The organism is Ornithinimicrobium sufpigmenti (genome assembly GCF_004322775.1).
GTDB classification, from domain to species: domain Bacteria; phylum Actinomycetota; class Actinomycetes; order Actinomycetales; family Dermatophilaceae; genus Ornithinicoccus; species Ornithinicoccus sufpigmenti.
In genome coordinates, this window is record NZ_CP036403.1 from 3,137,875 (window position 1) to 3,157,198 (window position 19,324).

The following is a 19,324-nucleotide window of genomic DNA, read 5'->3' on the forward strand; positions in this document are numbered from 1 at the left end:
CACGCCATACCTGCACCGGAATCTGGGGCGAAGCCCCAGCGGGTCAGTTCTTGGAGTAGAACTCGACGATGAGCTGCTCGGTGAGGATCGTGTCGATCTGCTCACGCGTGGGCAGCTGGTGGATGAGGATCCTCAGCGAGCCGGGGACGACCTTCATCCAGGCCGGGATCGGGCGGTCGCCGAAGGTCTGGCGGGCCAGCTCGAACGGGAAGGTCTCCACCGACTGCGGACGGACCTCGATGATGTCGTACTGCTCGACGCGGTAGGACGGCACGTCGACGCGCTGGCCGTTGACCAGGAAGTGACCGTGGGTCACCAGCTGGCGGGCGGCGCGGCGGGTGCGGGCCAGGCCGGCACGGTAGACGACGTTGTCGAGGCGGGACTCGAGGATGACCAGCAGGTTGGCGCCGGTGCGACCGGGGCGGCGGGCCGCCTCGGCGTAGTAGCGACGGAACTGCTTCTCCATGACGCCGTAGGTGAAGCGGGCCTTCTGCTTCTCCTGCAGCTGGGTCAGGTACTCCTTCTCCTGGCTGCGGCGACGGCCGTGCTGCCCCGGGGGGAACGGGCGCAGGTCGAAGCTCTTGTCGCCGCCGACGAGGTCGACCTTGAGCCGGCGGGACTTCTTGGTGATGGGTCCGGTGTAACGGGCCATGATGTTCTACCTAGTTCCTTCCGGTGCTCAGTTGCGGCGCTTCTTGGGCGGACGAACGCCGTTGTGGGCCTGGGGGGTGACGTCGCTGATCGCGCCGACCTCCAGGCCTGCGGCGGTCAGGGAGCGGATCGCGGTCTCGCGACCCGAACCCGGCCCCTTGACGAAGACGTCCACCTTGCGCATGCCGTGGTCCATCGCCCGGCGGGCGGCGGCCTCGGCAGCCATCTGGGCGGCGTACGGGGTCGACTTGCGGGATCCCTTGAAACCGACCTGGCCCGAGGAGGACCAGGCGATGACGGCACCGGTGGGGTCGGTGATGCTGATGATGGTGTTGCTGAACGTGCTCTTGATGTGAGCCTGCCCGAGGGCAACGTTCTTCTTCTCCTTGCGGCGCACCTTGCGCGCACCGCTGGCCTGACGGCTCTTGGGGGGCATGTGGTTTCTCCTGATGAGGTATGCAGTGTGGGCGGCAACTGGGCCGAGTAGTCGCAGGGGGTGGGCCCTGCGGGATCACGAGGACGTGAGTCCGCGCACCTCCGGGGTCTGGGGCGGAGCCCCAGCGGGGTGCACGGGGGCAGCGCCCCCGTGTGACTTGGTTACTTGGCCTTCTTCTTGCCGGCGACGGTGCGCTTGGGGCCCTTGCGGGTGCGCGCGTTGGTCTTGGTGCGCTGACCGTGCACGGGCAGACCGCGGCGGTGCCGCAGGCCCTGGTAGCTGCCGATCTCCTGCTTGCGACGGATGTCGGCGGCCACCTCACGGCGCAGGTCACCCTCGAGGCGGTAACTGCCCTCGAGGTGGTCGCGCAGAGCGACCAGCTGCTCCTCCGTCAGGTCCTTGACGCGGACGGACGGGTCGACACCCGTCGCGGTCAGCGTCTGGACGGCGCGGGTACGGCCCACGCCGAAGATGTAGGTGAGAGCGACCTCGACGCGCTTGTCGCGCGGCAGGTCGACACCGATGAGTCGTGCCATGTGGCAGTGCTCCTTGGATTCTTGCGAGAGTCTGGTGCAACACCGGTCCGCATCCTCTGTGGTGGGCCTGCGCCCGCGGTCCCCGGCTCTCGCGGCCGGGGGTGACGTCCCGTGTCGACGGGGGTCGGGTGTTGCGTGCTACGTCGTGACGATCTTCAGTTGTGTGCGTGCACTGCCGGGCGGGAACCGCCCCACAGCTCTTGCATGTCAGCTCAATGCTGACTCGGTGTGTCGAGGTGCGCTCGTCGCGCTCTGCGACGCGTGCTGGTCGCTCTGCTCAGCCCTGGCGCTGCTTGTGGCGCAGGTTCTCGCAGATCACCATGACCCGGCCGTGACGGCGGATCACCTTGCACTTGTCGCAGATCTTCTTCACGCTCGGCTGAACCTTCATGGCAACCTGCCTTGAGTCGATCTGTACGGGTGTGGTCGTGCGACGCGGACCGTCCCGGGCATGCCCGGCCGGTCCGCTGGGGCCTGACGGCCCCGTTCGTCAGCGGTAGCGGAAGACGATCCGTCCGCGGGTCAGGTCGTACGGGCTGAGCTCCACGACCACCCGGTCCTCAGGGAGGATCCGGATGTAGTGCTGACGCATCTTGCCGGAGATGTGAGCCAGCACAACGTGACCGTTGGTCAGCTCAACCCGGAAGTTCGCGTTCGGGAGGGCTTCGACAACTGTGCCCTCGATCTCAATGACGCCGTCCTTCTTCGCCATGTCCTCCACTTTTCGCGTGACGAGTACTGCCATCAGCCCACGGGGGCCGACGCACCATCCTACGCGAGAATCAACCCCCAAGGCCAATCCGTCAGCGTACCCGGTCTGCCGCTCTCCTCCGGCACGACCCGCGGCGGCTGTGACCGTGTCGCCGCACTACCGCAGGACCCTCGGTCTCTCCCCTCCCACCTCATGCCGGTCTGTCATGGGTGAGCCGGTTCTTGCCGGCCCACCCATGACGAACCGGCTCAGGGTATGCGGCACGGGCGCGGCCGCGGGTCCCCGCCGGCTCCGTTCGCTCCGCGTTTGTCCACAGCCTGCGCGCCGGCCACTGCGGGGCCCCGCCCGCCTGCGCCACGGTAGACGCTATGTCTCCCGAGCTCGCAGCGTTCCTGGCCAGCCACGGCCAGGTGGTGACCACCGCCGAGGCCAGTGCTCTGGGCGTCAACCGGGAGACCCTGCGCTCCCTCGTCCGTGCCGGGGTGCTGACGCGCGTGGCGAGGGGCGCCTACGTGCTGACCTCGGCGTTGGCGGCGATGGACCACGAGTCGGGGCGTCACCTGCTCGCAGCCCGGGCCATCCTGCGCTCGCGCCCCGGTGCCTGGGCCGCCAGCCATGCCACGGCCGCGGTCGTCTGGGGCCTGCCCGTGCTTGAGAGGACGCTGGACCGGATCCATGTCGTCCATGCCATGCCCGTCGGGAGCGTGCGTCGCCACGACGCCTTCACCGTGCACCGGTGCCCGGGGACGGCATACCTGATCGAGCGTGCGGGGGTCCCCACGGTCACTCCCGAGGTCGCGGTGGTCGGTGTGGCGCTGCTCGGCCCCCTGGTCTCCGCGGTGATGGCTATGGACGCTGCGTTGCGTGGCGGTTTCTGCACCCGCACATCCCTCGAGGACGCGGTTGGCCGCGCAGCCCACGTCGCCGGCGTGGGACGCGCACGTCGGGCGCTGGCGGCGGCGGACCCGACCGCGGAGTCGCCCGGCGAGTCGTGGCTGCGGGTGATCCTGCAGGCCCTGGGCTACGGGGTGGTGGCACAGCACCCGCTGCGGGACGAGCAGGGACTCATCGGGTACGTCGACTTCTACCTGCCCGAGCTCGGTGTCGTCGTGGAGTTCGACGGCAGGGTGAAGTACCAGGGTCGCCTGGGCGACGGGCTCAGCCCCTCAGACGCGGTCCTGGCCGAACGAGCCCGCGAGCGCAGGATCCGCAAGCTCGGCTATGGCGTCGCCAGGGTGGTGTGGGCCGAGCTCTTCGACCAGGAGAAGGTGCGCCGCGAGGTCGACCTGGCGGCGCGCACCGCTCGCCGTGACCTGATCGCCAGGCACGAGCGGGCCCGCGGAGGGCGGCGCTAGCGAGACGGACCGACCCGAGCGGGGGGTCGGAGTCCCAGCCGACGCACGAGTCACACCTCCGGCCGCTTCGTCATGGGTGAGCCGGAACGAACCGGCTCACCCATGACATACCGGATCTGGGTGTGTCGCGAGCGACAGGTGGGGACGACTCAGTCGGCGAGCGGGGCGAAGGGGGCGCCGCGGGCCGTCAGCTGGGCCTCGCCGCCGTCGTGGGCGGTGAGCACCCACAGGCCGGCGTCGGTGACCGCGACGGTGTGCTCCCAGTGGGCGGCGTGGCTGCCGTCGGTGGTGATGACGGTCCACTCGTCGTCGAGGGTGCGGGTCTGGATCGTGCCCAGGGTGACCATCGGCTCGACGGCGAAGGTGGCGCCGCCGGGGACCAGGGGCCCCTTCGCGGCGACGCCGTAGTTGGGCACGTGCGGGTCCATGTGCATCTGGCGCCCGATGCCGTGGCCGACGAACTCCTCCAGGATGCCGTACTCGTGCACGGGGGCACCTTCGGCACGACGCCGTTCCAGCGCCGCCTGGACACTGTCCTCCACGGCGTCCCCCACCGCGAAGAGCCGGCCGCCGACGCGCAGGGCGGCCAGCCCGTCCCAGAGCGAGGCCTCGGTGTCGTCCATCAGCGCGAGGTCGGCCGCGCTCCCCCGCTCACGGCCGCCGACGACGAGGGTGATCGCCGCGTCGCCGTGCCAGCCGTCGACGATGGCGCCGCAGTCGATGGACACGAGGTCACCGTCCTGCAGCACCCGGTCGCCGGGGACGCCGTGGACGACCTCGTCGTTCACCGAGATGCACAGGCTGCCGGTGAAGCCGTGGTAGCCCAGGAAGCTGGGCACGGCGCCGGCGCCGCGGATCGCGTCCTCGGCGGCCGCGTCCAGCTCTCGGGTGGTGGTGCCGGCGACGGCACGCTCACGGGCCAGGGCCAGGGTGTCGGCGACGACGAGCCCGGCGCGGCGCATGGCGCGCAGCTGGTCGTCGGTCTTGGACTCGATGCGGGGTCCGCGGCGGAAGATCGACATGGTCGGCCGGGTCAGCGGTCGTCGTGGCCGTCGACCGGACCGGCCGGCGGCGCCACGTGGCCCTCGGCCGGACGCCCGACCCTGCCCTCGGTCGACCGGGCCTGTATCGCCGCGGACAGCGCCTGCTCGATGCGGGCGTTGACCTCCTTGACCGAGCCCATGCCGTCGACCTCGTGCAGCAGGCCCCGCTCGCGGTAGACGGCGGCCAGCGGCGCGGTCTCCTCGGCGTAGATGCGCATGCGCGCGCGGATGACGTCTTCGGTGTCGTCGGCCCGGCCCTGCTCCTGGGCCCGGGTGAGGAGCCGCTGCACGACCTCGTCGGTGTCGACGGTCAGCTCGATGACGGCGTCCAGCCGGCGCCCGGCGTCGCCGAGCATCTCGTCCAGGGCGTCCACCTGGCCGGTGGTCCGGGGGTAGCCGTCGAGCAGGAAGCCCATGGCCGCATCGGACTGGGCCAGCCGGTCCTTGACGATCGCGTTGGTGATCTCGTCGGGGACGTAGCCGCCGGAGGCGGTGATCTCCTTGACCTGCAGGCCCAGCGGCGTCTCGTCCTTGATGTTCGCCCGGAAGATGTCACCGGTGGAGATGGCCGGGATGCCGTGGGTGTCGGCGACGAGGGCTGCCTGGGTGCCCTTACCGGCACCGGGAGGGCCGAGCATGATCAGACGCATCAGCGGAGGAACCCTTCGTAGTCGTGCTGCTGGAGCTGGGACTCGATCTGCTTGATGGTCTGCAGACCCACGCCCACGATGATGATGATGGAGGCGCCGCCCAGCGGGAAGTCCTGGATCTGCAGGACGTTGAAGGCGATCAGCGGGATGAGCGCCAGCCCGGCCAGGTACAGCGAGCCGGGGGTGGTGATCCGGGTGATGACGTACTGCAGGTACTCCGCCGTGGGCCGGCCGGCACGGATGCCGGGGATGAACCCGCCGTAGCGCTTCATGTTGTCGGCGACGTCGGTGGGGTTGAAGGTCACCGAGGTGTAGAAGAAGGCGAAGAAGATGATCATCGCGACGTAGATGACCATGTAGAGCCAGTGCGTGCCCTGACCGGTCATCCCCATCGACAGGTAGCGGTCGACGAAGGTGACCCAGCCAGGCGCCTGCTCCCCCACCGCCACGGGCCGGTTGAAGTTGGCGACCAGCATCGGCAGCATGAGGATCGAGCTGGCGAAGATGATCGGGATGACGTTGGCCATGTTCAGCTTCAGCGGGATGTAGGTCGAGGTCCCGCCGTACTGGCGCCGCCCGATCATCCGCTTGGCGTACTGCACCGGGATCCGGCGCTGGGACTGCTCGACGTAGACGACCAGGGTCATGATCGCCAGGCCCAGCAGCATGACGAGGACGAAGGTCATCACGTCGCGCTGGAAGATCGAGGTCAGCGCGCCGGGGAAGCTGGCGGCGATGGAGACGAAGATCAGCAGCGACATACCGTTGCCGACGCCGCGCTCGGTGATCTGCTCGCCCAGCCACATGATCAGCCCGGTGCCGGCGGTCATCGTCAGCACGATGAGCAGCATGGTGCCGATCCCGTCGTCCTGGAGCACGCGCGCGCAGGTGCCGCCGAACAGCCGCGCTGGTTCACGGGCGATGGTGACCAGGGTGGATGCCTGCAGCACCGCCAGACCGATGGTCATGTAGCGGGTGTACTGCGTCATCTTGGTCTGCCCGGCCTGGCCCTCCTTCTTCAGCTGCTCGAACCGCGGGATGACCACGGTGAGCAGCTGGGTGATGATGGCCGCCGTGATGTACGGCATGATCCCCAGCGCGAAGATCGACAGCTGGACCATCGCCCCGCCGGAGAAGAGGTTGACCATCCCCAGCACGTTGCCCGAGAGCTCGGCGTTGGAGAGGCACTGCTGGACCAGTCCGTAGTCGACGCCCGGGCTGGGGATGTGTGTCCCGAGCCGGTAGATCGCCATGATCGCGAGCGTGAAGAGGATCTTCGTCCGAAGATCCGGCGTCTTGAACGCACGCACGAAGGCGGAGAGCATTCAGGTCCTCCTGTGGGTCCCCTGGGTGCCACGGTCCACGAGACGGGCACCGGGGAGCGGGCATCGATCCGGATGACGATAACACCCTCGTCGGTGGGGGCGGTAAGCGTCGGTGTCTGACGAATGTGTGTGGTGCAGGTATGTCGGGCACGAAGCCGTGCCCGACGTCAGTGCGGGACCTGCGGCTCGACCCGGCGTGGTGCGCCGGGACGCGCGGGCCCGCCTGGGACGGAACAGGCCCCGGGTCGCGCGTGCGACCCGGGGCCTAGTCCGCGTTGGTGCTGCTCAGGCCTGCGTGACGGTCCCGCCGGCGGCCTGGATCTTCTCCTGGGCGGAGGTCGAGAACCGGTCTGCGGTCACGTCGACCTTCACGGAGATCTCGCCGTTGCCCAGGACCTTGACCGGCTGGCCCTTGCGGACCGCGCCCTTGGCCACCAGGTCCGCGGGGGTGACGGTGCCACCCTCGGGGAACAGCTCGGAGAGGGTGTCGAGGTTCACGACCTGGTAGGTGGTCTTGAACCGGTTCTTGAAGCCACGCAGCTTGGGCAGCCGCATGTGCATCGGGGTCTGGCCGCCCTCGAAGGTCGCGGGCACCTGGTAGCGGGCACTGGTGCCCTTGGTGCCGCGCCCGGCGGTCTTGCCCCGCTTACCGCCCTCACCGCGACCGACGCGGATCTTGGCGGTCTTGGCGCCGGGGGCGGGCCGGAGGTGGTGCACCTTCAGCGCGCGCCCGGGGGTGTTGTCGGCGCCGGTGGCAGAAGTCTGCTCACTCATGGTCAGTCAACCTCCTCGACGGTCACCAGGTGGGCGACCGTGCGGACCATACCCCGGAACTCGGGGCGGTCCTCCTTGATGACGGTGTCACCGATCCGCTTCAGGCCCAGGCTGCGCACGGTCTCCCGGTGCATGTGCTTGGTCCCCACGGTGGACTTGATCTGGGTCACCTTGAGCTTGGCCATCAGGCACCCGCCTTCGCCTCGGCCGCCGCGGCGGCGCGGGCCCGCAGCATCGCGGCCGGGGCCACGTGCTCCAGCGACATACCCCGACGGGCGGCGACCGCCTCCGGCTGCTCCAGGCCCTTCAGGGCGGCCACCGTGGCGTGCACGATGTTGATGGAGTTGCTGGAGCCGAGCGACTTGCTCAGCACGTCGTGGATGCCGGCGCACTCGAGCACGGCGCGCACCGGGCCACCGGCGATGACACCGGTACCCGGGCTGGCCGGCTTGAGCATGACGACGCCTGCCGCCTTCTCACCCTGGATGGGGTGCGGGATGGTGCCGGCGATGCGGGGGACGCGGAAGAAGTTCTTCTTCGCCTCCTCCACGCCCTTGGCGATGGCCGCGGGCACCTCCTTGGCCTTGCCGTAGCCGACGCCGACGGTGCCGTCGCCGTCACCCACCACGACGAGCGCGGTGAAGCTGAAGCGGCGGCCACCCTTGACGACCTTGGCCACCCGGTTGATGGTCACGACGCGCTCCAGGTACTGGTTGCGGTCGTCTTCACGGCCGCGGCCAGAAGACCTGTCGCGGCGGTCGTTGCTGTTGCTGTCGCGGCCGCCCCGACGGTTGTCGCGGGCGCCACCGGCGGACGCTGTGTCACCGGTGCCGCGGCGCTGGAAGTCACCAGCCATAGGAATGGTTCCTCTTTCCTTGTCGGATTACAGCGACAGGCCGCCCTCGCGGGCGCCCTCCGCGATCGCAGCCACGCGGCCGGCGTAGCGGTTGCCACCCCGGTCGAACACGGCGGTGTCCACGCCCAGGGCCTTGGCGCGCTCGGCGAGCAGCTCGCCCACGCGCTTGGCCTTGGCCGTCTTGTCGCCCTCGAGCGCGCGCAGGTCTGCCTCCATGGTGGACGCGGACGCGAGCGTCTTGCTCTCGGTGTCGTCGACCAGCTGGACGAAGACGTGGCGCGAGGACCGGTTGACCACCAGGCGCGGACGCGCCGGGGTGCCGGTGACCTTCTTGCGCAGCCGCAGGTGCCGCCGCTGACGGGCCGCAACCTTGGTCTTGGAGCGCTTGACGATCTGTGCCATGGCTTACTTACCAGCCTTTCCGACCTTGCGGCGGATGTGCTCACCCTCGTAGCGCACGCCCTTGCCCTTGTACGGGTCGGGCTTACGCAGCTTGCGGATGTTCGCAGCGACCTCGCCGACCTGCTGCTTGTCGATGCCCGTGATCGAGAACCGGGTGGGGTTCTCGACCTGGAAGGTGATGCCCTCCGGGGCCTTGATCGTGATGGGGTGGCTGTAGCCGAGCGCGAACTCCAGGTCGCTGCCCTTGGCCACCACGCGGTAACCGGTGCCGTGGATCTCCAGCTTCTTGGTGTAACCGTTGGTCACACCCTCGACCATGTTGGCGATGAGGCTGCGGGTCAGACCGTGGCGGGCGCGGGACTCGCGCTCGTCGTTGGGCCGGCTGACCTGCACGGTGCCGTCCTCGCCCTTGCCGACGGAGATGGGCTGGGCCACGTTCAGCGCCAGCTGGCCCTTGGGCCCCTTGACCGTGACGGTCGCGCCGTCGATGGCCACGTCCACACCGGAGGGGATGGTGATCGGAAGTCGTCCAATACGAGACATATCTAGTTCAGCTCCTTCCAGGTCACCAGACGTAGGCGAGCACTTCGCCGCCGACGCCCTTGGCGGCTGCCTGGCGGTCGGTGAGCAGGCCGGAGGACGTGGAGATGATCGCCACGCCCAGGCCGCCCAGCACGCGGGGCAGGTTGGTGGACTTCGCGTAGACGCGCAGGCCGGGCTTGGACACCCGGCGCACGCCCGCGATCGAACGCTCGCGGTTCGGACCGTACTTCAGGTCGATGGTCAGCGTGCTGCCGACCTCGGCGTCCTGCGTGGTCCAGGAGGCGATGTAGCCCTCCGCCTTGAGGATGTCGGCGATGTTCGCCTTCAGCTTGGAGTACGGCATGGAGACCTGGTCCTTGTGCGCCGAGTTGGCGTTCCGGATCCGCGTCAGCATGTCCGCGATCGGGTCGGTCATGGTCATGGGGCTTCGTGCCCTTTCTCATCGCGGTTTCCCCCGGGACCCTCAGGGCCCGGGCGACCTTCGATGGTCAGGATGGTTCTGGCTTCGGTGGTGGGGTGGGTATGCCGTGCGCGCAGCAGGCTGCTCACCAGCTGGACTTGGTCACGCCGGGCAGCTCGCCGCGGTGGGCCATCTCCCGCAGGCAGATCCGGCACAGGCCGAACTTGCGGTAGACCGAGTGCGGACGGCCGCAGCGCTGGCAGCGGGTGTAGCCACGAACCTTGAACTTCGGCTTGCGGTTGGCCTTGTTGATCAGAGCGGTCTTCGCCATCGGCTCAGTTCTCCTTGAACGGGAAGCCCAGACGCTTCAGCAGCGCCCGGCCCTCGTCGTCGTTCTTCGCGGTGGTGACGACCGTGATGTCCATGCCGCGGACCCGGTCGATCTTGTCCTGGTCGATCTCGTGGAACATGGACTGCTCGTTGAGACCGAAGGTGTAGTTGCCGTTGCCGTCGAACTGCCGCGGCGAGAGGCCGCGGAAGTCACGGATACGGGGCAGCGCCAGGGACAGCAGGCGGTCCAGGAACTCCCACATCCGGTCGCCGCGCAGGGTGACGTGTGCACCGATCGGCATGCCCTCGCGCAGCTTGAACTGCGCGATGGACTTGCGGGCCTTGGTGACCGCCGGCTTCTGGCCGGTGATGGTGGCCAGGTCGCGGATGGCGCCCTCGATGAGCTTGCTGTCGCGAGCGGCCTCGCCGACACCCATGTTCACCGTGATCTTGACCAGGCCGGGGACCTGCATCACGTTGCCGTGGCCGAACTCGGCCTGCAGGGCGGGCTTGATCTCCTCGTGGTAGCGCGCCTTGAGCCGCGGGGCGGCAGGCGTGCCGTGGGTGCTCGTCTCGGTGCCCGTCTCGGGGCTGATCGTCTCGGTCATGCTCACAGGTCCTTACCCGAGCGCACCGCGACGCGGGTGCGCACAGTCTTGTTGCGGCCATCGCGCTCGACGGTCTCGACGCGGGTCCTGGTCCGGGTCGGCGTCTTGGTCTCCGGGTCGACCACCATCACGTTGGACACGTGGATGGGGGCCTCCTGGACCTGGATGCCGCCGGTGTTCACACCACGGTCGCCACCGGCACGGGTGTGCTTGGTGATGCGGTTGACACCCTCGACCAGGACGCGGTCGGTCTCGCGGTAGACCGCGATGACGCGACCCTGCAGACCCTTGTCCTTGCCGGCGATGACCTGCACGAGGTCATTCTTCTTGATCTTCATCTTCGCCATGGCTCAGATCACCTCCGGCGCGAGCGAAACGATCTTCATGAATCGCTTGTCGCGCAGCTCACGACCCACCGGGCCGAAGATACGGGTGCCGCGGGGGTCACCGTCGGTCTTGAGGATGACCGCGGCATTCTCGTCAAAACGGATGTAGCTACCGTCGGGGCGACGGCGCTCCTTCTTGGTGCGCACGATGACAGCCTTGACGACGTCGCCCTTCTTGACGTTGCCGCCGGGGATGGCGTCCTTCACGGTCGCCACGATGGTGTCACCGATGCCCGCGTAGCGGCGGCCGGAACCGCCGAGCACGCGGATGCACAGGATCTCCTTGGCACCGGTGTTGTCGGCGACGCGCAGTCGCGACTCCTGCTGGATCACAGTTCGTTCTCCTACTGCCGGCGGGTTCTCGTCCCGGTGACCGGGGCGAGCCTTGCCGAACGTCGTGGATTGGTATGGCGTTATGCCGGTGTGTTCGTGCCCCTCGCCCCAGCCTGTCGGTGGGTCCGGGGGGCGGAGCCCTCCGGTGGGGGGTACCCGGGGGCGAAGCCCCCGGGCGAGGTGTTACTTGGCCTTCTCCAGGATGTCCACCAGACGCCAGCGCTTGGTGGCGCTCAGCGGGCGGGTCTCCATGATCAGGACGCGGTCACCGACGCCGGCCGCGTTGGCCTCGTCGTGCACCTTGACCTTCTCGCTGCGGCGCAGGACCTTGCCGTACAGCGCGTGCTTGACGCGGTCCTCCACCATGACGGTGATGGTCTTGTCCATCTTGTCGCTGACCACGTAACCCTGGCGGGTCTTGCGGTAGTTACGGTCGCCGCCGTGGCCCAGCGAAGCCTCGCTGGCCTCGTGCGCGACGTGGGTGCTGGTCTCGGTGGAAGTCTCGGTGGCTGCGGTCTCCTGCGAGTCCACCTCGACCTCGGGGTTCTCGGTCGTGTTCTGGCTCATCCTCAGCCCACCTTCTCGTTCTCGTCCGCGCTCGCTTCGGCGCTGTCATCGGCGCCCTGGGGGGCCCGGCCGATACCGAGCTCACGCTCGCGCATCTCGGTGTAGATGCGCGCGATGTCCTTCTTGACCGCGCGCAGGCGGCCGTGGCTCTCCAGCTGGCCGGTGGCCGACTGGAAGCGCAGGTTGAACAGCTCCTTCTTGGCCTCGACCAGGGCGTCCGCGAGCGGACCGTCCTCGAGACCGCGCAGCTGCTCGGGGGTCAGGTTCTTGGAACCGACTGCCATCAGATGTCACCACCCTCACGCGTGACGAAACGGGTCTTCATGGGGAGCTTGTGCTGCGCCAGGCGCATGGCCTCGCGAGCGACCTCCTCGGTGACGCCGGAGAGCTCGAACATGACGCGTCCGGGCTTGACGTTGGCCACCCACCACTCGGGGGAGCCCTTACCCGAACCCATGCGGGTCTCGGCCGGCTTCTTGGTCAGCGGGCGGTCGGGGTAGATGTTGATCCACACCTTGCCACCACGCTTGATGTAGCGGGTCATCGCGATACGCGCGGACTCGATCTGCCGGTTGGTGATGTAGGCCGGCGCGAGCGCCTGGATGCCGTAGTCACCGAACGCCAGCGCGGTGCCGCCCTTGGCCATGCCGGAGCGGCCGGGGTGGTGCTGCTTGCGGTGCTTGACGCGACGGGGAATCAACATCAGGACTGCTCTCCCTCGGTGGTAGCAGGAGCGGCGGCGGCCGGAGCACCGGAGGCCGGGGCCTCGTCGCGACGCGGCGCACGGCCGCGACGCTCGCCACGCTCAGCGCGCGGGCCACGGTCCCCACGACCGCCGCGGCGGTCGCCACGGCTGCCGGCGGACTGGGCCTCTTCGCGGGCCAGCTCCTTGGCGGTCAGGTCACCCTTGTAGATCCAGACCTTCACGCCGATCCGGCCGAAGGTGGTCTTGGCCTCGTAGAAGCCGTAGTCGATGTTCGCGCGCAGGGTGTGCAGCGGCACGCGGCCCTCGCGGTAGAACTCCGACCGGGACATCTCGGCGCCGCCGAGACGACCGGAGCACTGGATCCGGATGCCCTTGGCACCGGCGCGCAGCGCGGACTGCATACCCTTGCGCATCGCGCGCCGGAAGGTGACGCGGGCGGCGAGCTGCTCGGCGATGCCCTGGGCGACCAGCTGGGCGTCCACCTCGGGGTTCTTCACCTCGAGGATGTTCAGCTGGACCTGCTTGGCGGTCAGCTTCTCCAGCGCGCTGCGCAGGCGGTCGGCCTCCGCGCCGCGACGGCCGATGACGATGCCCGGCCGGGCGGTGTGGATGTCGACGCGGACCCGGTCACGGGTGCGCTCGATCTCGACCTTGGAGATGCCGGCGCGGTCCATGCCGGTGGAGAGGAGCTCGCGGATCGCGACATCCTCCTTGACGTAGTCGCGGTAACGCTGACCCGGCTTGGTCGAGTCGGCGAACCAGCGGCTGCGGTGGTCGGTGGTGATGCCGAGGCGGTAGCCGTTCGGGTTGATCTTCTGCCCCATCAGCGGGCACCTCCCTTGGCGGTGGTCTTGCGGGGACGCTCAGCGAGCACCACGGTGATGTGGCTCGTGCGCTTGTTGATGCGGCTGGCGCGGCCCTGGGCGCGCGGCCGGAACCGCTTCATGGTGGGGCCCTCGTCGACGAACGCCTCCTGGACGAACAGGTCCGCCTCGTCGAAGGCGGTGCCGTGCTGGTCCGCGGCGAAACGGGCGTTGGCCACCGCGCTGTTGAGGACCTTGAGCACCGGCTCGCTGGCGCTCTGCGGGGCGAACCGCATCAACGCCTGCGCCTCCGGGACGGACTTGCCCCGGATGAGGTCCACGACGCGCCGGGACTTCATCGGCGTCACGCGGACGTACCGCGCCACGGCCTTGGCTTCCATGGTGTTTCCTTCGGTCTGGGTAGTCATCAGCGACGGCGACCCTTCTTGTCGTCCTTCTCGTGACCCTTGAACGTGCGGGTCGGAGCGAACTCACCGAGCTTGTGGCCGACCATCGACTCGGTCACGAAGACCGGGACGTGCTTGCGGCCGTCGTGCACGGCCAGGGTGTGGCCGAGCATGTCGGGGGTGATCATCGACCGGCGGGACCAGGTCTTGATGACGTTCTTGGTGCCGGCCTCGTTCTGCGCGTCCACCTTCTTGACGAGGTGGTCATCGACGAACGGGCCCTTCTTCAGGCTGCGAGGCATTGTTGTCTAACTCCCTGCTCAGCGCTTCTTGCCGGTCCGGCGACGACGCACGATGAGGTTGTCGCTCGGCTTGTTGGGCTTACGGGTGCGGCCTTCTTTCTGGCCCCAGGGGCTCACCGGGTGACGCCCACCGGAGGTGCGGCCCTCGCCACCACCGTGCGGGTGGTCGATCGGGTTCATCACCACACCACGCACGCTGGGGCGCTTGCCCTTCCAGCGCATGCGGCCGGCCTTGCCCCAGTTGATGTTGCTCTGCTCGGCGTTGCCGACCTCGCCGATCGTGGCGCGGCAGCGTGCGTCGACGTTGCGGATCTCACCGGAGGGCATGCGCAGCTGAGCCATCGCGCCCTCCTTGGCGACCAGCTGCACGCGGGCGCCGGCGGAGCGGGCGATCTTGGCTCCACCGCCGGGGCGCAGCTCGATCGCGTGCACGACCGTACCGACCGGGATGTTGCGCAGCGGCAGGTTGTTGCCCACCTTGATGTCCGCGGATGGGCCGTTCTCGACCACGTCGCCCTGCTTGAGCCGGTTCGGCGCGATGATGTAACGCTTCTCGCCGTCGGTGTAGTGCAGCAGCGCGATGCGTGCCGTCCGGTTGGGGTCGTACTCGATGTGCGCGACCTTGGCGTTGACGCCGTCCTTGTCCGCCCGGCGGAAGTCGATGACGCGGTAGGCACGCTTGTGCCCGCCACCGATATGCCGGGTGGTGATGCGCCCGGAGGCGTTGCGGCCACCAGACTTGGACAGCGGCTTGACCAGCGACTTCTCCGGGGTGGTGCGGGTCACCTCGACGAAGTCGGCCACGCTGCTGCCGCGACGCCCAGGCGTCGTCGGCTTGTACTTGCGAATAGCCATGTCTAAAAGTTCCTCTACTCGTCCAGGCTCAGAGCGTGCCGAAGATGTCGATGGTGCCCTCGCGCAGCGTCACGATGGCGCGCTTGGTGTCCTTGCGCTTGCCCGTGCCGAAGCGGGTCCGACGGGTCTTGCCCGGCCGGTTGAGGGTGTGGACCGACTCGACCTTGACCCCGAAGATGCTCTCCACGGCCCGCTTGATCTCGGACTTGTTCGACCGGGGGTCCACCACGAAGGTGTACTTGCCCTGGTCGAGCAGCGCGTAGGACTTCTCGGAGACGACCGGCGAGAGCAAGATGTCGCGCGGGTCCTTGCTGGTGTTGAAGGCTGCGGTGCTCACTTGCTCTCCTCCTCGGCCTGGGTGGTGGCGCGGGTCCCGCGCGCACCAGACAGGTAGGCGTCCAGGGCGGCCTCGGTGAAGACCACGTCGTCGGCGCAGAGCACGTCGTAGGTGTTCAGCTGGTCGGCGAACAGCACGTGCACCTGCTCCAGGTTGCGCACGCTGCGCAGGCCGACCTCGTCCGCGCGGTCCAGGACCACGAGGAAGTTGGGCCGGTCGGACAGGGCGGCGATCGCGGTCCAGGCGGTCTTGGTGGAGGGGGTGTCCCCCTCGACCAGTGCGCTGAGGACGTGGATGCGGCCGTGGCGGGCCCGGTCGGAGAGGGCACCGCGCAGGGCGGCGGCCTTCATCTTCTTGGGGGTCCGCTGGCTGTAGTCGCGCGGCTGCGGGCCGTGGACGACGCCACCGCCGGCGAACTGCGGGGCGCGGGTCGAGCCCTGGCGGGCGCGGCCGGTGCCCTTCTGGCGGTACGGCTTGCGCCCACCGCCACGGACCTCGCCGCGGGTCTTGGTCGAGTGGGTGCCCTGGCGGGCCGCGGCCAGCTGGGCCACGACGACCTGGTGGATCAGCGGCACGTTGGTCTGCACGTCGAAGATCTCGGCGGGCAGGTCCACGGTGCCGGCGTCACCGCCGGTGGGCGTGTGTACGGAGATGGTGGGAAGTGACATAGGAGGCTCACGCACCCTTCGCGGCCGTGCGCACGAGGACGACGCTGCCTCGGGGGCCGGGGACGGCACCCTTGATCAGCAGTAGGCCCTTCTCGGCGTCCACGGCGTGGACGGTCAGGTTCGGGGTGGTCTGGCGCACGCCGCCCATCCGGCCCGCCATCCGCATGCCCTTGAACACGCGGCCGGGGGTGGAGGCGCCGCCGATGGAACCGGGCTTGCGGTGGTTGCGGTGGGAGCCGTGCGAGGCCGAGACACCGGCGAAGTTGTGGCGCTTCATCACACCGGCGAAGCCCTTGCCCTTGGTGGTGCCGGTGACGTCGACCGTCTGGCCGTCCTCGAAGACGTCAGCCGTGATCTCCTGGCCCAGCTCGTAGGTCTCGGCGTCGGCGGTGCGCAGCTCCACCACGTGGCGGCGGGGGGTGACCCCCACCTTGGCGAAGTGGCCCTTCAGCGGCTGGGTGACCTTGCGGGGGTCGATCGCACCGAAGGCGATCTGCACCGCGTTGTACCCGTCGGTCTCGGCGTTGCGCAACTGGGTCACGACGGCCGGCCCGGCCTTGATCACGGTGACGGGGACGAGGCGGTTGTCCGCGTCCCACACCTGGGTCATGCCGAGCTTTTCGCCGAGGATGCCCTTGACGCTGCGCTCTGTCGTAGCAGTCATTGGTCTGTGGTCCTTACAGCTTGATCTCGATGTTGACGTCGGCCGGCAGGTCGAGACGCATCAACGAGTCGACCGCCTTGGGGGTGGGGTCGACGATGTCGATCAGGCGCTTGTGCGTGCGCATCTCGAAGTGCTCGCGGCTGTCCTTGTACTTGTGAGGCGACCGGATGACGACGAAGACGTTCTTCTCCGTCGGGAGCGGCACCGGGCCGACCACCGTGGCGCCGGCACGGGTCACCGTGTCGACAATTTTGCGCGCCGAGCTGTCGATGACCTCGTGGTCATAAGACTTCAGCCGGATGCGGATCTTCTGTCCCGCCATCGCTTGTCTGACTCTCTCTCGTCGTCCTGCTGGAACATTCGTGGTTACCGTCCCTGCCTGGCTCGGATTCCTCCGACCCCCGCGGTCGGGCGTGTCGCCCTCTCCGCGGACGCGGCTGATGACAGACCTTCTCGTCATCGGCGGTGTCCGTGCCCGGCCGGTGCCGGGGCTTGCGCTGCCGTCGCCCGCCCCGTTCGTCCGACCGGCCCGGGTGAGACCCGGATCAGCCAGCTCGTGCTGGGGCGTGCCGGACGGCCGGCGGCGCGCACTCGGATGCACACCACGCGTCAAGCAACCTGTCTAGTGTGCCATGGATCCGGCCATGGCCCCAAATCGGGCCGGGTCGGGCCGGACTCAGCGCGTGGACAGCCTGGTCAGGACGTCCGGGTCGACGGGGCGCGCGTAGGGGTCCGGCTCGTCGTCCGGGAGGTCGGGCGAGGCCCAGGCGAGCAGCGCGTGCAGGTGCTCGTCGTCGAACTCGCTCTCCCCGTCCCGCAGCCCGGACGGCACCCCGAGCTCGTCCAGGCAGGTGGCGACACCCTCGGTCTCCCCCAGCGCCAGCGGCAGGTAGTAGGCCGCCCACGCGGCGAGGAAGCCCGCCAGCGAGGTGCCCAGGACGGCCATGGCCGGCCGTCCGTCCAGCGACATGACGGCCTGCACCACCGTGCTGCGGCGGGCCCCCGCCGGCGTCCACACCCCGATCGCCCCGTCCCCGCCGTCGCTGCCCAGCAGGACCAGCTCCTGGGGGATCACCCAGTCCCAGGAGCGGTAGGTGGCCGCCGCCTCCACGACCCCGAGCTCCTCGTCGGTGCCCAGGAGCGGGTAGAGCTGCAGCTCTCCCCCGCCCAGCTCCAGCCCGTCGGCAGCCCGGTACAGCTCGACAACCTCGGAAGGTAGTGCGCGCCCCACGGCGCTCTCGGCTGCGGCCACCGTCTGCGCCGAGGCGCCGGGTGCGAGACGTACGGCCTGGCCCACGCGGGACAGCGCGGACAGCACCTGCGGGACGGTGTGGCTGGACGAGCGGGTCACAGCTCAGACCTTAGGACAGCGGCCTACCCGGCATGCACGAGGCCCCCGCCACCAGGTGGTGGCGGGGGCCTCGCGAGCCGTGCGGCGGGTCCGGGTCCTCCTCGGGGGGAGGACCCGGTCAGATCACTTCAGGATCTTGGTGACCCGGCCGGCGCCGACGGTGCGGCCACCCTCACGGATGTTGAACATCAGGCCGTCCTCCATGGCGATCGGCTGGATCAGCTCGACGCGCATGTCGGTGTTGTCGCCCGGCATGACCATCTCGGTGCCCTCGGGGAGGTGCACGACGCCGGTCACGTCCGTGGTGCGGAAGTAGAACTGCGGGCGGTAGTTGTCGTAGAACGGGGTGTGCCGGCCACCCTCGTCCTTGGACAGGATGTAGGCCTGCGCCTCGAACTCGGTGTGCGGGGTGATCGTGCCCGGCTTGACGATGACCTGGCCGCGCTCGACGTCCTCGCGCTTGGTGCCGCGGAGCAGCAGGCCGACGTTCTCACCGGCGCGCCCCTCGTCGAGCAGCTTGCGGAACATCTCGATGCCCGTGACGGTCGTCTTGGAGGAGGTCGGGCGGATGCCGACGATCTCGATCTCCTCGTTGACCTTCAGGATGCCGCGCTCGATGCGGCCGGTGACCACGGTGCCGCGGCCGGTGATGGTGAAGACGTCCTCGACGGGCATCATGAACGGCTTGTCCAGGTCGCGCTCGGGCTCCGGGATGTAGCTGTCCACGGTGTCCATGAGCTCCAGGACGGAGTTGGCCCACTTCTCGTCGCCCTCGAGCGCCTTCAGCGCCGAGACGCGCACGACCGGCAGGTCGTCACCGGGGAACTCGTAGGAGGACAGCAGCTCGCGGACCTCCATCTCGACGAGCTCCATGATCTCCTCGTCGTCGACCATGTCGGACTTGTTCAGGGCCACGACGATGTAGGGGACGCCGACCTGGCGGGCCAGGAGGACGTGCTCCTTGGTCTGCGGCATGGGGCCGTCGGTGGCGGCGACCACGAGGATCGCACCATCCATCTGGGCCGCGCCGGTGATCATGTTCTTGACGTAGTCGGCGTGACCGGGGCAGTCGACGTGCGCGTAGTGGCGCTTGTCGGTCTGGTACTCGATGTGCGAGATGGAGATGGTGATGCCGCGCTGACGCTCTTCGGGGGCCTTGTCGATCTTGTCGAACGGCGAGGCCTCGTTGAGGTCCGGGTACTTGTCGTGCAGCACCTTCGAGATGGCAGCCGTGAGCGTGGTCTTGCCGTGGTCGATGTGACCGATGGTTCCGATGTTGACGTGCGGCTTGCTCCGCTCGAACTTGGCCTTAGCCACTGGGTCC

Annotated in this window: 32 protein-coding genes; 1 reads left to right on the forward strand and 31 read right to left on the reverse strand. The window is 68.9% G+C overall.

Translation table 11 applies throughout. The features are described from left to right. Positions 1 to 43: 43 nt before the first annotated feature. The 5 genes from rpsD to infA all read right to left on the reverse strand — a co-directional run bounded on the left by rpsD (position 44) and on the right by infA (position 2,335). Positions 44 to 652 (reverse strand): 30S ribosomal protein S4, encoded by a 609-nt coding sequence (gene rpsD / locus ESZ52_RS14395; RefSeq protein ID WP_131105540.1) that lies wholly within the window; start codon positions 650 to 652, stop codon positions 44 to 46. A 27-nt stretch (positions 653 to 679) separates the two neighbouring features. Next, positions 680 to 1,087: a 30S ribosomal protein S11 gene (gene rpsK / locus ESZ52_RS14400; protein WP_131105541.1), complete on the reverse strand. Its 408-nt coding sequence runs from the start codon at positions 1,085 to 1,087 to the stop codon at positions 680 to 682. 161 nt (positions 1,088 to 1,248) lie between these two features. Continuing rightward, the gene (rpsM, locus tag ESZ52_RS14405) at positions 1,249 to 1,623 is read right to left on the reverse strand and encodes a 30S ribosomal protein S13 (RefSeq protein WP_131105542.1); all 375 of its coding nucleotides are present in this window, start codon (positions 1,621 to 1,623) and stop codon (positions 1,249 to 1,251) included. Between the two features lie 277 nt (positions 1,624 to 1,900). Then, the gene (rpmJ, locus tag ESZ52_RS14410; protein WP_010148647.1) at positions 1,901 to 2,014 is read right to left on the reverse strand and encodes a 50S ribosomal protein L36; all 114 of its coding nucleotides are present in this window, start codon (positions 2,012 to 2,014) and stop codon (positions 1,901 to 1,903) included. A gap of 99 nt (positions 2,015 to 2,113) precedes the next feature. Further along, positions 2,114 to 2,335: a translation initiation factor IF-1 gene (gene infA, locus ESZ52_RS14415; protein ID WP_022925313.1), complete on the reverse strand. Its 222-nt coding sequence runs from the start codon at positions 2,333 to 2,335 to the stop codon at positions 2,114 to 2,116. Positions 2,336 to 2,703: 368 nt separating this feature from the next. Between infA and ESZ52_RS14420 the strand changes: the two genes are divergently transcribed. Continuing rightward, entirely contained in the window at positions 2,704 to 3,690 is a 987-nt protein-coding gene (locus ESZ52_RS14420; protein WP_131105543.1) for a type IV toxin-antitoxin system AbiEi family antitoxin domain-containing protein, read from the forward strand. Positions 3,691 to 3,839: 149 nt separating this feature from the next. Here ESZ52_RS14420 and map read toward each other — a convergent pair whose 3' ends face one another. The 26 genes from map to tuf all read right to left on the reverse strand — a co-directional run bounded on the left by map (position 3,840) and on the right by tuf (position 19,317). After that, the gene (gene map, locus ESZ52_RS14425; RefSeq protein WP_131105544.1) at positions 3,840 to 4,712 is read right to left on the reverse strand and encodes a type I methionyl aminopeptidase; all 873 of its coding nucleotides are present in this window, start codon (positions 4,710 to 4,712) and stop codon (positions 3,840 to 3,842) included. Between the two features lie 11 nt (positions 4,713 to 4,723). Further along, positions 4,724 to 5,383 (reverse strand): adenylate kinase, encoded by a 660-nt coding sequence (locus ESZ52_RS14430; protein WP_131105545.1) that lies wholly within the window; start codon positions 5,381 to 5,383, stop codon positions 4,724 to 4,726. Next, on the reverse strand, positions 5,383 to 6,708 hold the full coding sequence (gene secY, locus ESZ52_RS14435; protein ID WP_131105546.1) for a preprotein translocase subunit SecY: 1,326 nt from the start codon (positions 6,706 to 6,708) through the stop codon (positions 5,383 to 5,385). Before secY ends, ESZ52_RS14430 begins: the two co-directional genes overlap by 1 nt. Positions 6,709 to 6,993: 285 nt before the next feature. Beyond that, on the reverse strand, positions 6,994 to 7,482 hold the full coding sequence (gene rplO / locus ESZ52_RS14440; protein ID WP_131105547.1) for a 50S ribosomal protein L15: 489 nt from the start codon (positions 7,480 to 7,482) through the stop codon (positions 6,994 to 6,996). A gap of 2 nt (positions 7,483 to 7,484) precedes the next feature. Further along, on the reverse strand, positions 7,485 to 7,667 hold the full coding sequence (gene rpmD / locus ESZ52_RS14445; RefSeq protein ID WP_131105548.1) for a 50S ribosomal protein L30: 183 nt from the start codon (positions 7,665 to 7,667) through the stop codon (positions 7,485 to 7,487). Next, positions 7,667 to 8,338, reverse strand: coding sequence for a 30S ribosomal protein S5 (gene rpsE / locus ESZ52_RS14450; RefSeq protein ID WP_131105549.1), 672 nt, complete (start codon positions 8,336 to 8,338; stop codon positions 7,667 to 7,669). Before rpsE ends, rpmD begins: the two co-directional genes overlap by 1 nt. Before the next feature lie 27 nt (positions 8,339 to 8,365). After that, positions 8,366 to 8,740: a 50S ribosomal protein L18 gene (rplR, locus tag ESZ52_RS14455; protein ID WP_131105550.1), complete on the reverse strand. Its 375-nt coding sequence runs from the start codon at positions 8,738 to 8,740 to the stop codon at positions 8,366 to 8,368. A 3-nt stretch (positions 8,741 to 8,743) separates the two neighbouring features. Next, positions 8,744 to 9,283 (reverse strand): 50S ribosomal protein L6, encoded by a 540-nt coding sequence (gene rplF, locus ESZ52_RS14460; protein WP_131105551.1) that lies wholly within the window; start codon positions 9,281 to 9,283, stop codon positions 8,744 to 8,746. A 22-nt stretch (positions 9,284 to 9,305) separates the two neighbouring features. Next, positions 9,306 to 9,704 (reverse strand): 30S ribosomal protein S8, encoded by a 399-nt coding sequence (gene rpsH / locus ESZ52_RS14465; RefSeq protein ID WP_131105552.1) that lies wholly within the window; start codon positions 9,702 to 9,704, stop codon positions 9,306 to 9,308. Positions 9,705 to 9,828: 124 nt separating this feature from the next. Further along, positions 9,829 to 10,014, reverse strand: coding sequence for a type Z 30S ribosomal protein S14 (locus tag ESZ52_RS14470; protein WP_131105553.1), 186 nt, complete (start codon positions 10,012 to 10,014; stop codon positions 9,829 to 9,831). Between the two features lie 4 nt (positions 10,015 to 10,018). Then, on the reverse strand, positions 10,019 to 10,621 hold the full coding sequence (rplE, locus tag ESZ52_RS14475; protein ID WP_131105554.1) for a 50S ribosomal protein L5: 603 nt from the start codon (positions 10,619 to 10,621) through the stop codon (positions 10,019 to 10,021). Positions 10,622 to 10,623: 2 nt separating this feature from the next. Beyond that, complete coding sequence (gene rplX, locus ESZ52_RS14480; RefSeq protein WP_238154614.1) at positions 10,624 to 10,968, reverse strand: 50S ribosomal protein L24; 345 nt, start codon at positions 10,966 to 10,968, stop codon at positions 10,624 to 10,626. Positions 10,969 to 10,971: 3 nt separating this feature from the next. Further along, on the reverse strand, positions 10,972 to 11,340 hold the full coding sequence (gene rplN / locus ESZ52_RS14485; RefSeq protein ID WP_131105555.1) for a 50S ribosomal protein L14: 369 nt from the start codon (positions 11,338 to 11,340) through the stop codon (positions 10,972 to 10,974). A gap of 183 nt (positions 11,341 to 11,523) precedes the next feature. Then, positions 11,524 to 11,907 (reverse strand): 30S ribosomal protein S17, encoded by a 384-nt coding sequence (gene rpsQ, locus ESZ52_RS19775; RefSeq protein WP_131105556.1) that lies wholly within the window; start codon positions 11,905 to 11,907, stop codon positions 11,524 to 11,526. A gap of 2 nt (positions 11,908 to 11,909) precedes the next feature. Continuing rightward, on the reverse strand, positions 11,910 to 12,191 hold the full coding sequence (rpmC, locus tag ESZ52_RS14495; RefSeq protein WP_131105557.1) for a 50S ribosomal protein L29: 282 nt from the start codon (positions 12,189 to 12,191) through the stop codon (positions 11,910 to 11,912). Next, entirely contained in the window at positions 12,191 to 12,610 is a 420-nt protein-coding gene (rplP, locus tag ESZ52_RS14500) for a 50S ribosomal protein L16 (protein ID WP_131105558.1), read from the reverse strand. The genes rpmC and rplP overlap by 1 nt, the downstream gene beginning before the upstream one ends. Continuing rightward, the gene (gene rpsC, locus ESZ52_RS14505; RefSeq protein WP_131105559.1) at positions 12,610 to 13,437 is read right to left on the reverse strand and encodes a 30S ribosomal protein S3; all 828 of its coding nucleotides are present in this window, start codon (positions 13,435 to 13,437) and stop codon (positions 12,610 to 12,612) included. The genes rplP and rpsC overlap by 1 nt, the downstream gene beginning before the upstream one ends. Further along, positions 13,437 to 13,817 (reverse strand): 50S ribosomal protein L22, encoded by a 381-nt coding sequence (gene rplV, locus ESZ52_RS14510; protein ID WP_131106660.1) that lies wholly within the window; start codon positions 13,815 to 13,817, stop codon positions 13,437 to 13,439. Before rplV ends, rpsC begins: the two co-directional genes overlap by 1 nt. Positions 13,818 to 13,843: 26 nt before the next feature. Next, the gene (gene rpsS, locus ESZ52_RS14515; RefSeq protein WP_097188198.1) at positions 13,844 to 14,125 is read right to left on the reverse strand and encodes a 30S ribosomal protein S19; all 282 of its coding nucleotides are present in this window, start codon (positions 14,123 to 14,125) and stop codon (positions 13,844 to 13,846) included. A gap of 18 nt (positions 14,126 to 14,143) precedes the next feature. Then, positions 14,144 to 14,980, reverse strand: a complete 837-nt coding sequence (gene rplB, locus ESZ52_RS14520) for a 50S ribosomal protein L2 (RefSeq protein WP_131105560.1) — start codon at positions 14,978 to 14,980, stop codon at positions 14,144 to 14,146. A 28-nt stretch (positions 14,981 to 15,008) separates the two neighbouring features. Beyond that, complete coding sequence (gene rplW, locus ESZ52_RS14525) at positions 15,009 to 15,317, reverse strand: 50S ribosomal protein L23 (protein ID WP_131105561.1); 309 nt, start codon at positions 15,315 to 15,317, stop codon at positions 15,009 to 15,011. Then, entirely contained in the window at positions 15,314 to 15,985 is a 672-nt protein-coding gene (gene rplD, locus ESZ52_RS14530; protein ID WP_131105562.1) for a 50S ribosomal protein L4, sunset domain variant, read from the reverse strand. The genes rplW and rplD overlap by 4 nt, the downstream gene beginning before the upstream one ends. 7 nt (positions 15,986 to 15,992) lie before the next feature. Next, positions 15,993 to 16,649 carry a 50S ribosomal protein L3 gene (gene rplC / locus ESZ52_RS14535; protein ID WP_181010026.1) on the reverse strand — a complete coding sequence of 219 codons (657 nt, stop codon included), beginning with the start codon at positions 16,647 to 16,649 and terminating at the stop codon, positions 15,993 to 15,995. 13 nt (positions 16,650 to 16,662) lie between these two features. Continuing rightward, positions 16,663 to 16,971 (reverse strand): 30S ribosomal protein S10, encoded by a 309-nt coding sequence (rpsJ, locus tag ESZ52_RS14540; protein WP_006502853.1) that lies wholly within the window; start codon positions 16,969 to 16,971, stop codon positions 16,663 to 16,665. Positions 16,972 to 17,325: 354 nt separating this feature from the next. Next, positions 17,326 to 18,000 (reverse strand): SMI1/KNR4 family protein, encoded by a 675-nt coding sequence (locus ESZ52_RS14545; RefSeq protein ID WP_131105563.1) that lies wholly within the window; start codon positions 17,998 to 18,000, stop codon positions 17,326 to 17,328. A 123-nt stretch (positions 18,001 to 18,123) separates the two neighbouring features. Next, positions 18,124 to 19,317, reverse strand: coding sequence for an elongation factor Tu (gene tuf, locus ESZ52_RS14550; RefSeq protein WP_131105564.1), 1,194 nt, complete (start codon positions 19,315 to 19,317; stop codon positions 18,124 to 18,126). Positions 19,318 to 19,324 lie beyond the last annotated feature (7 nt).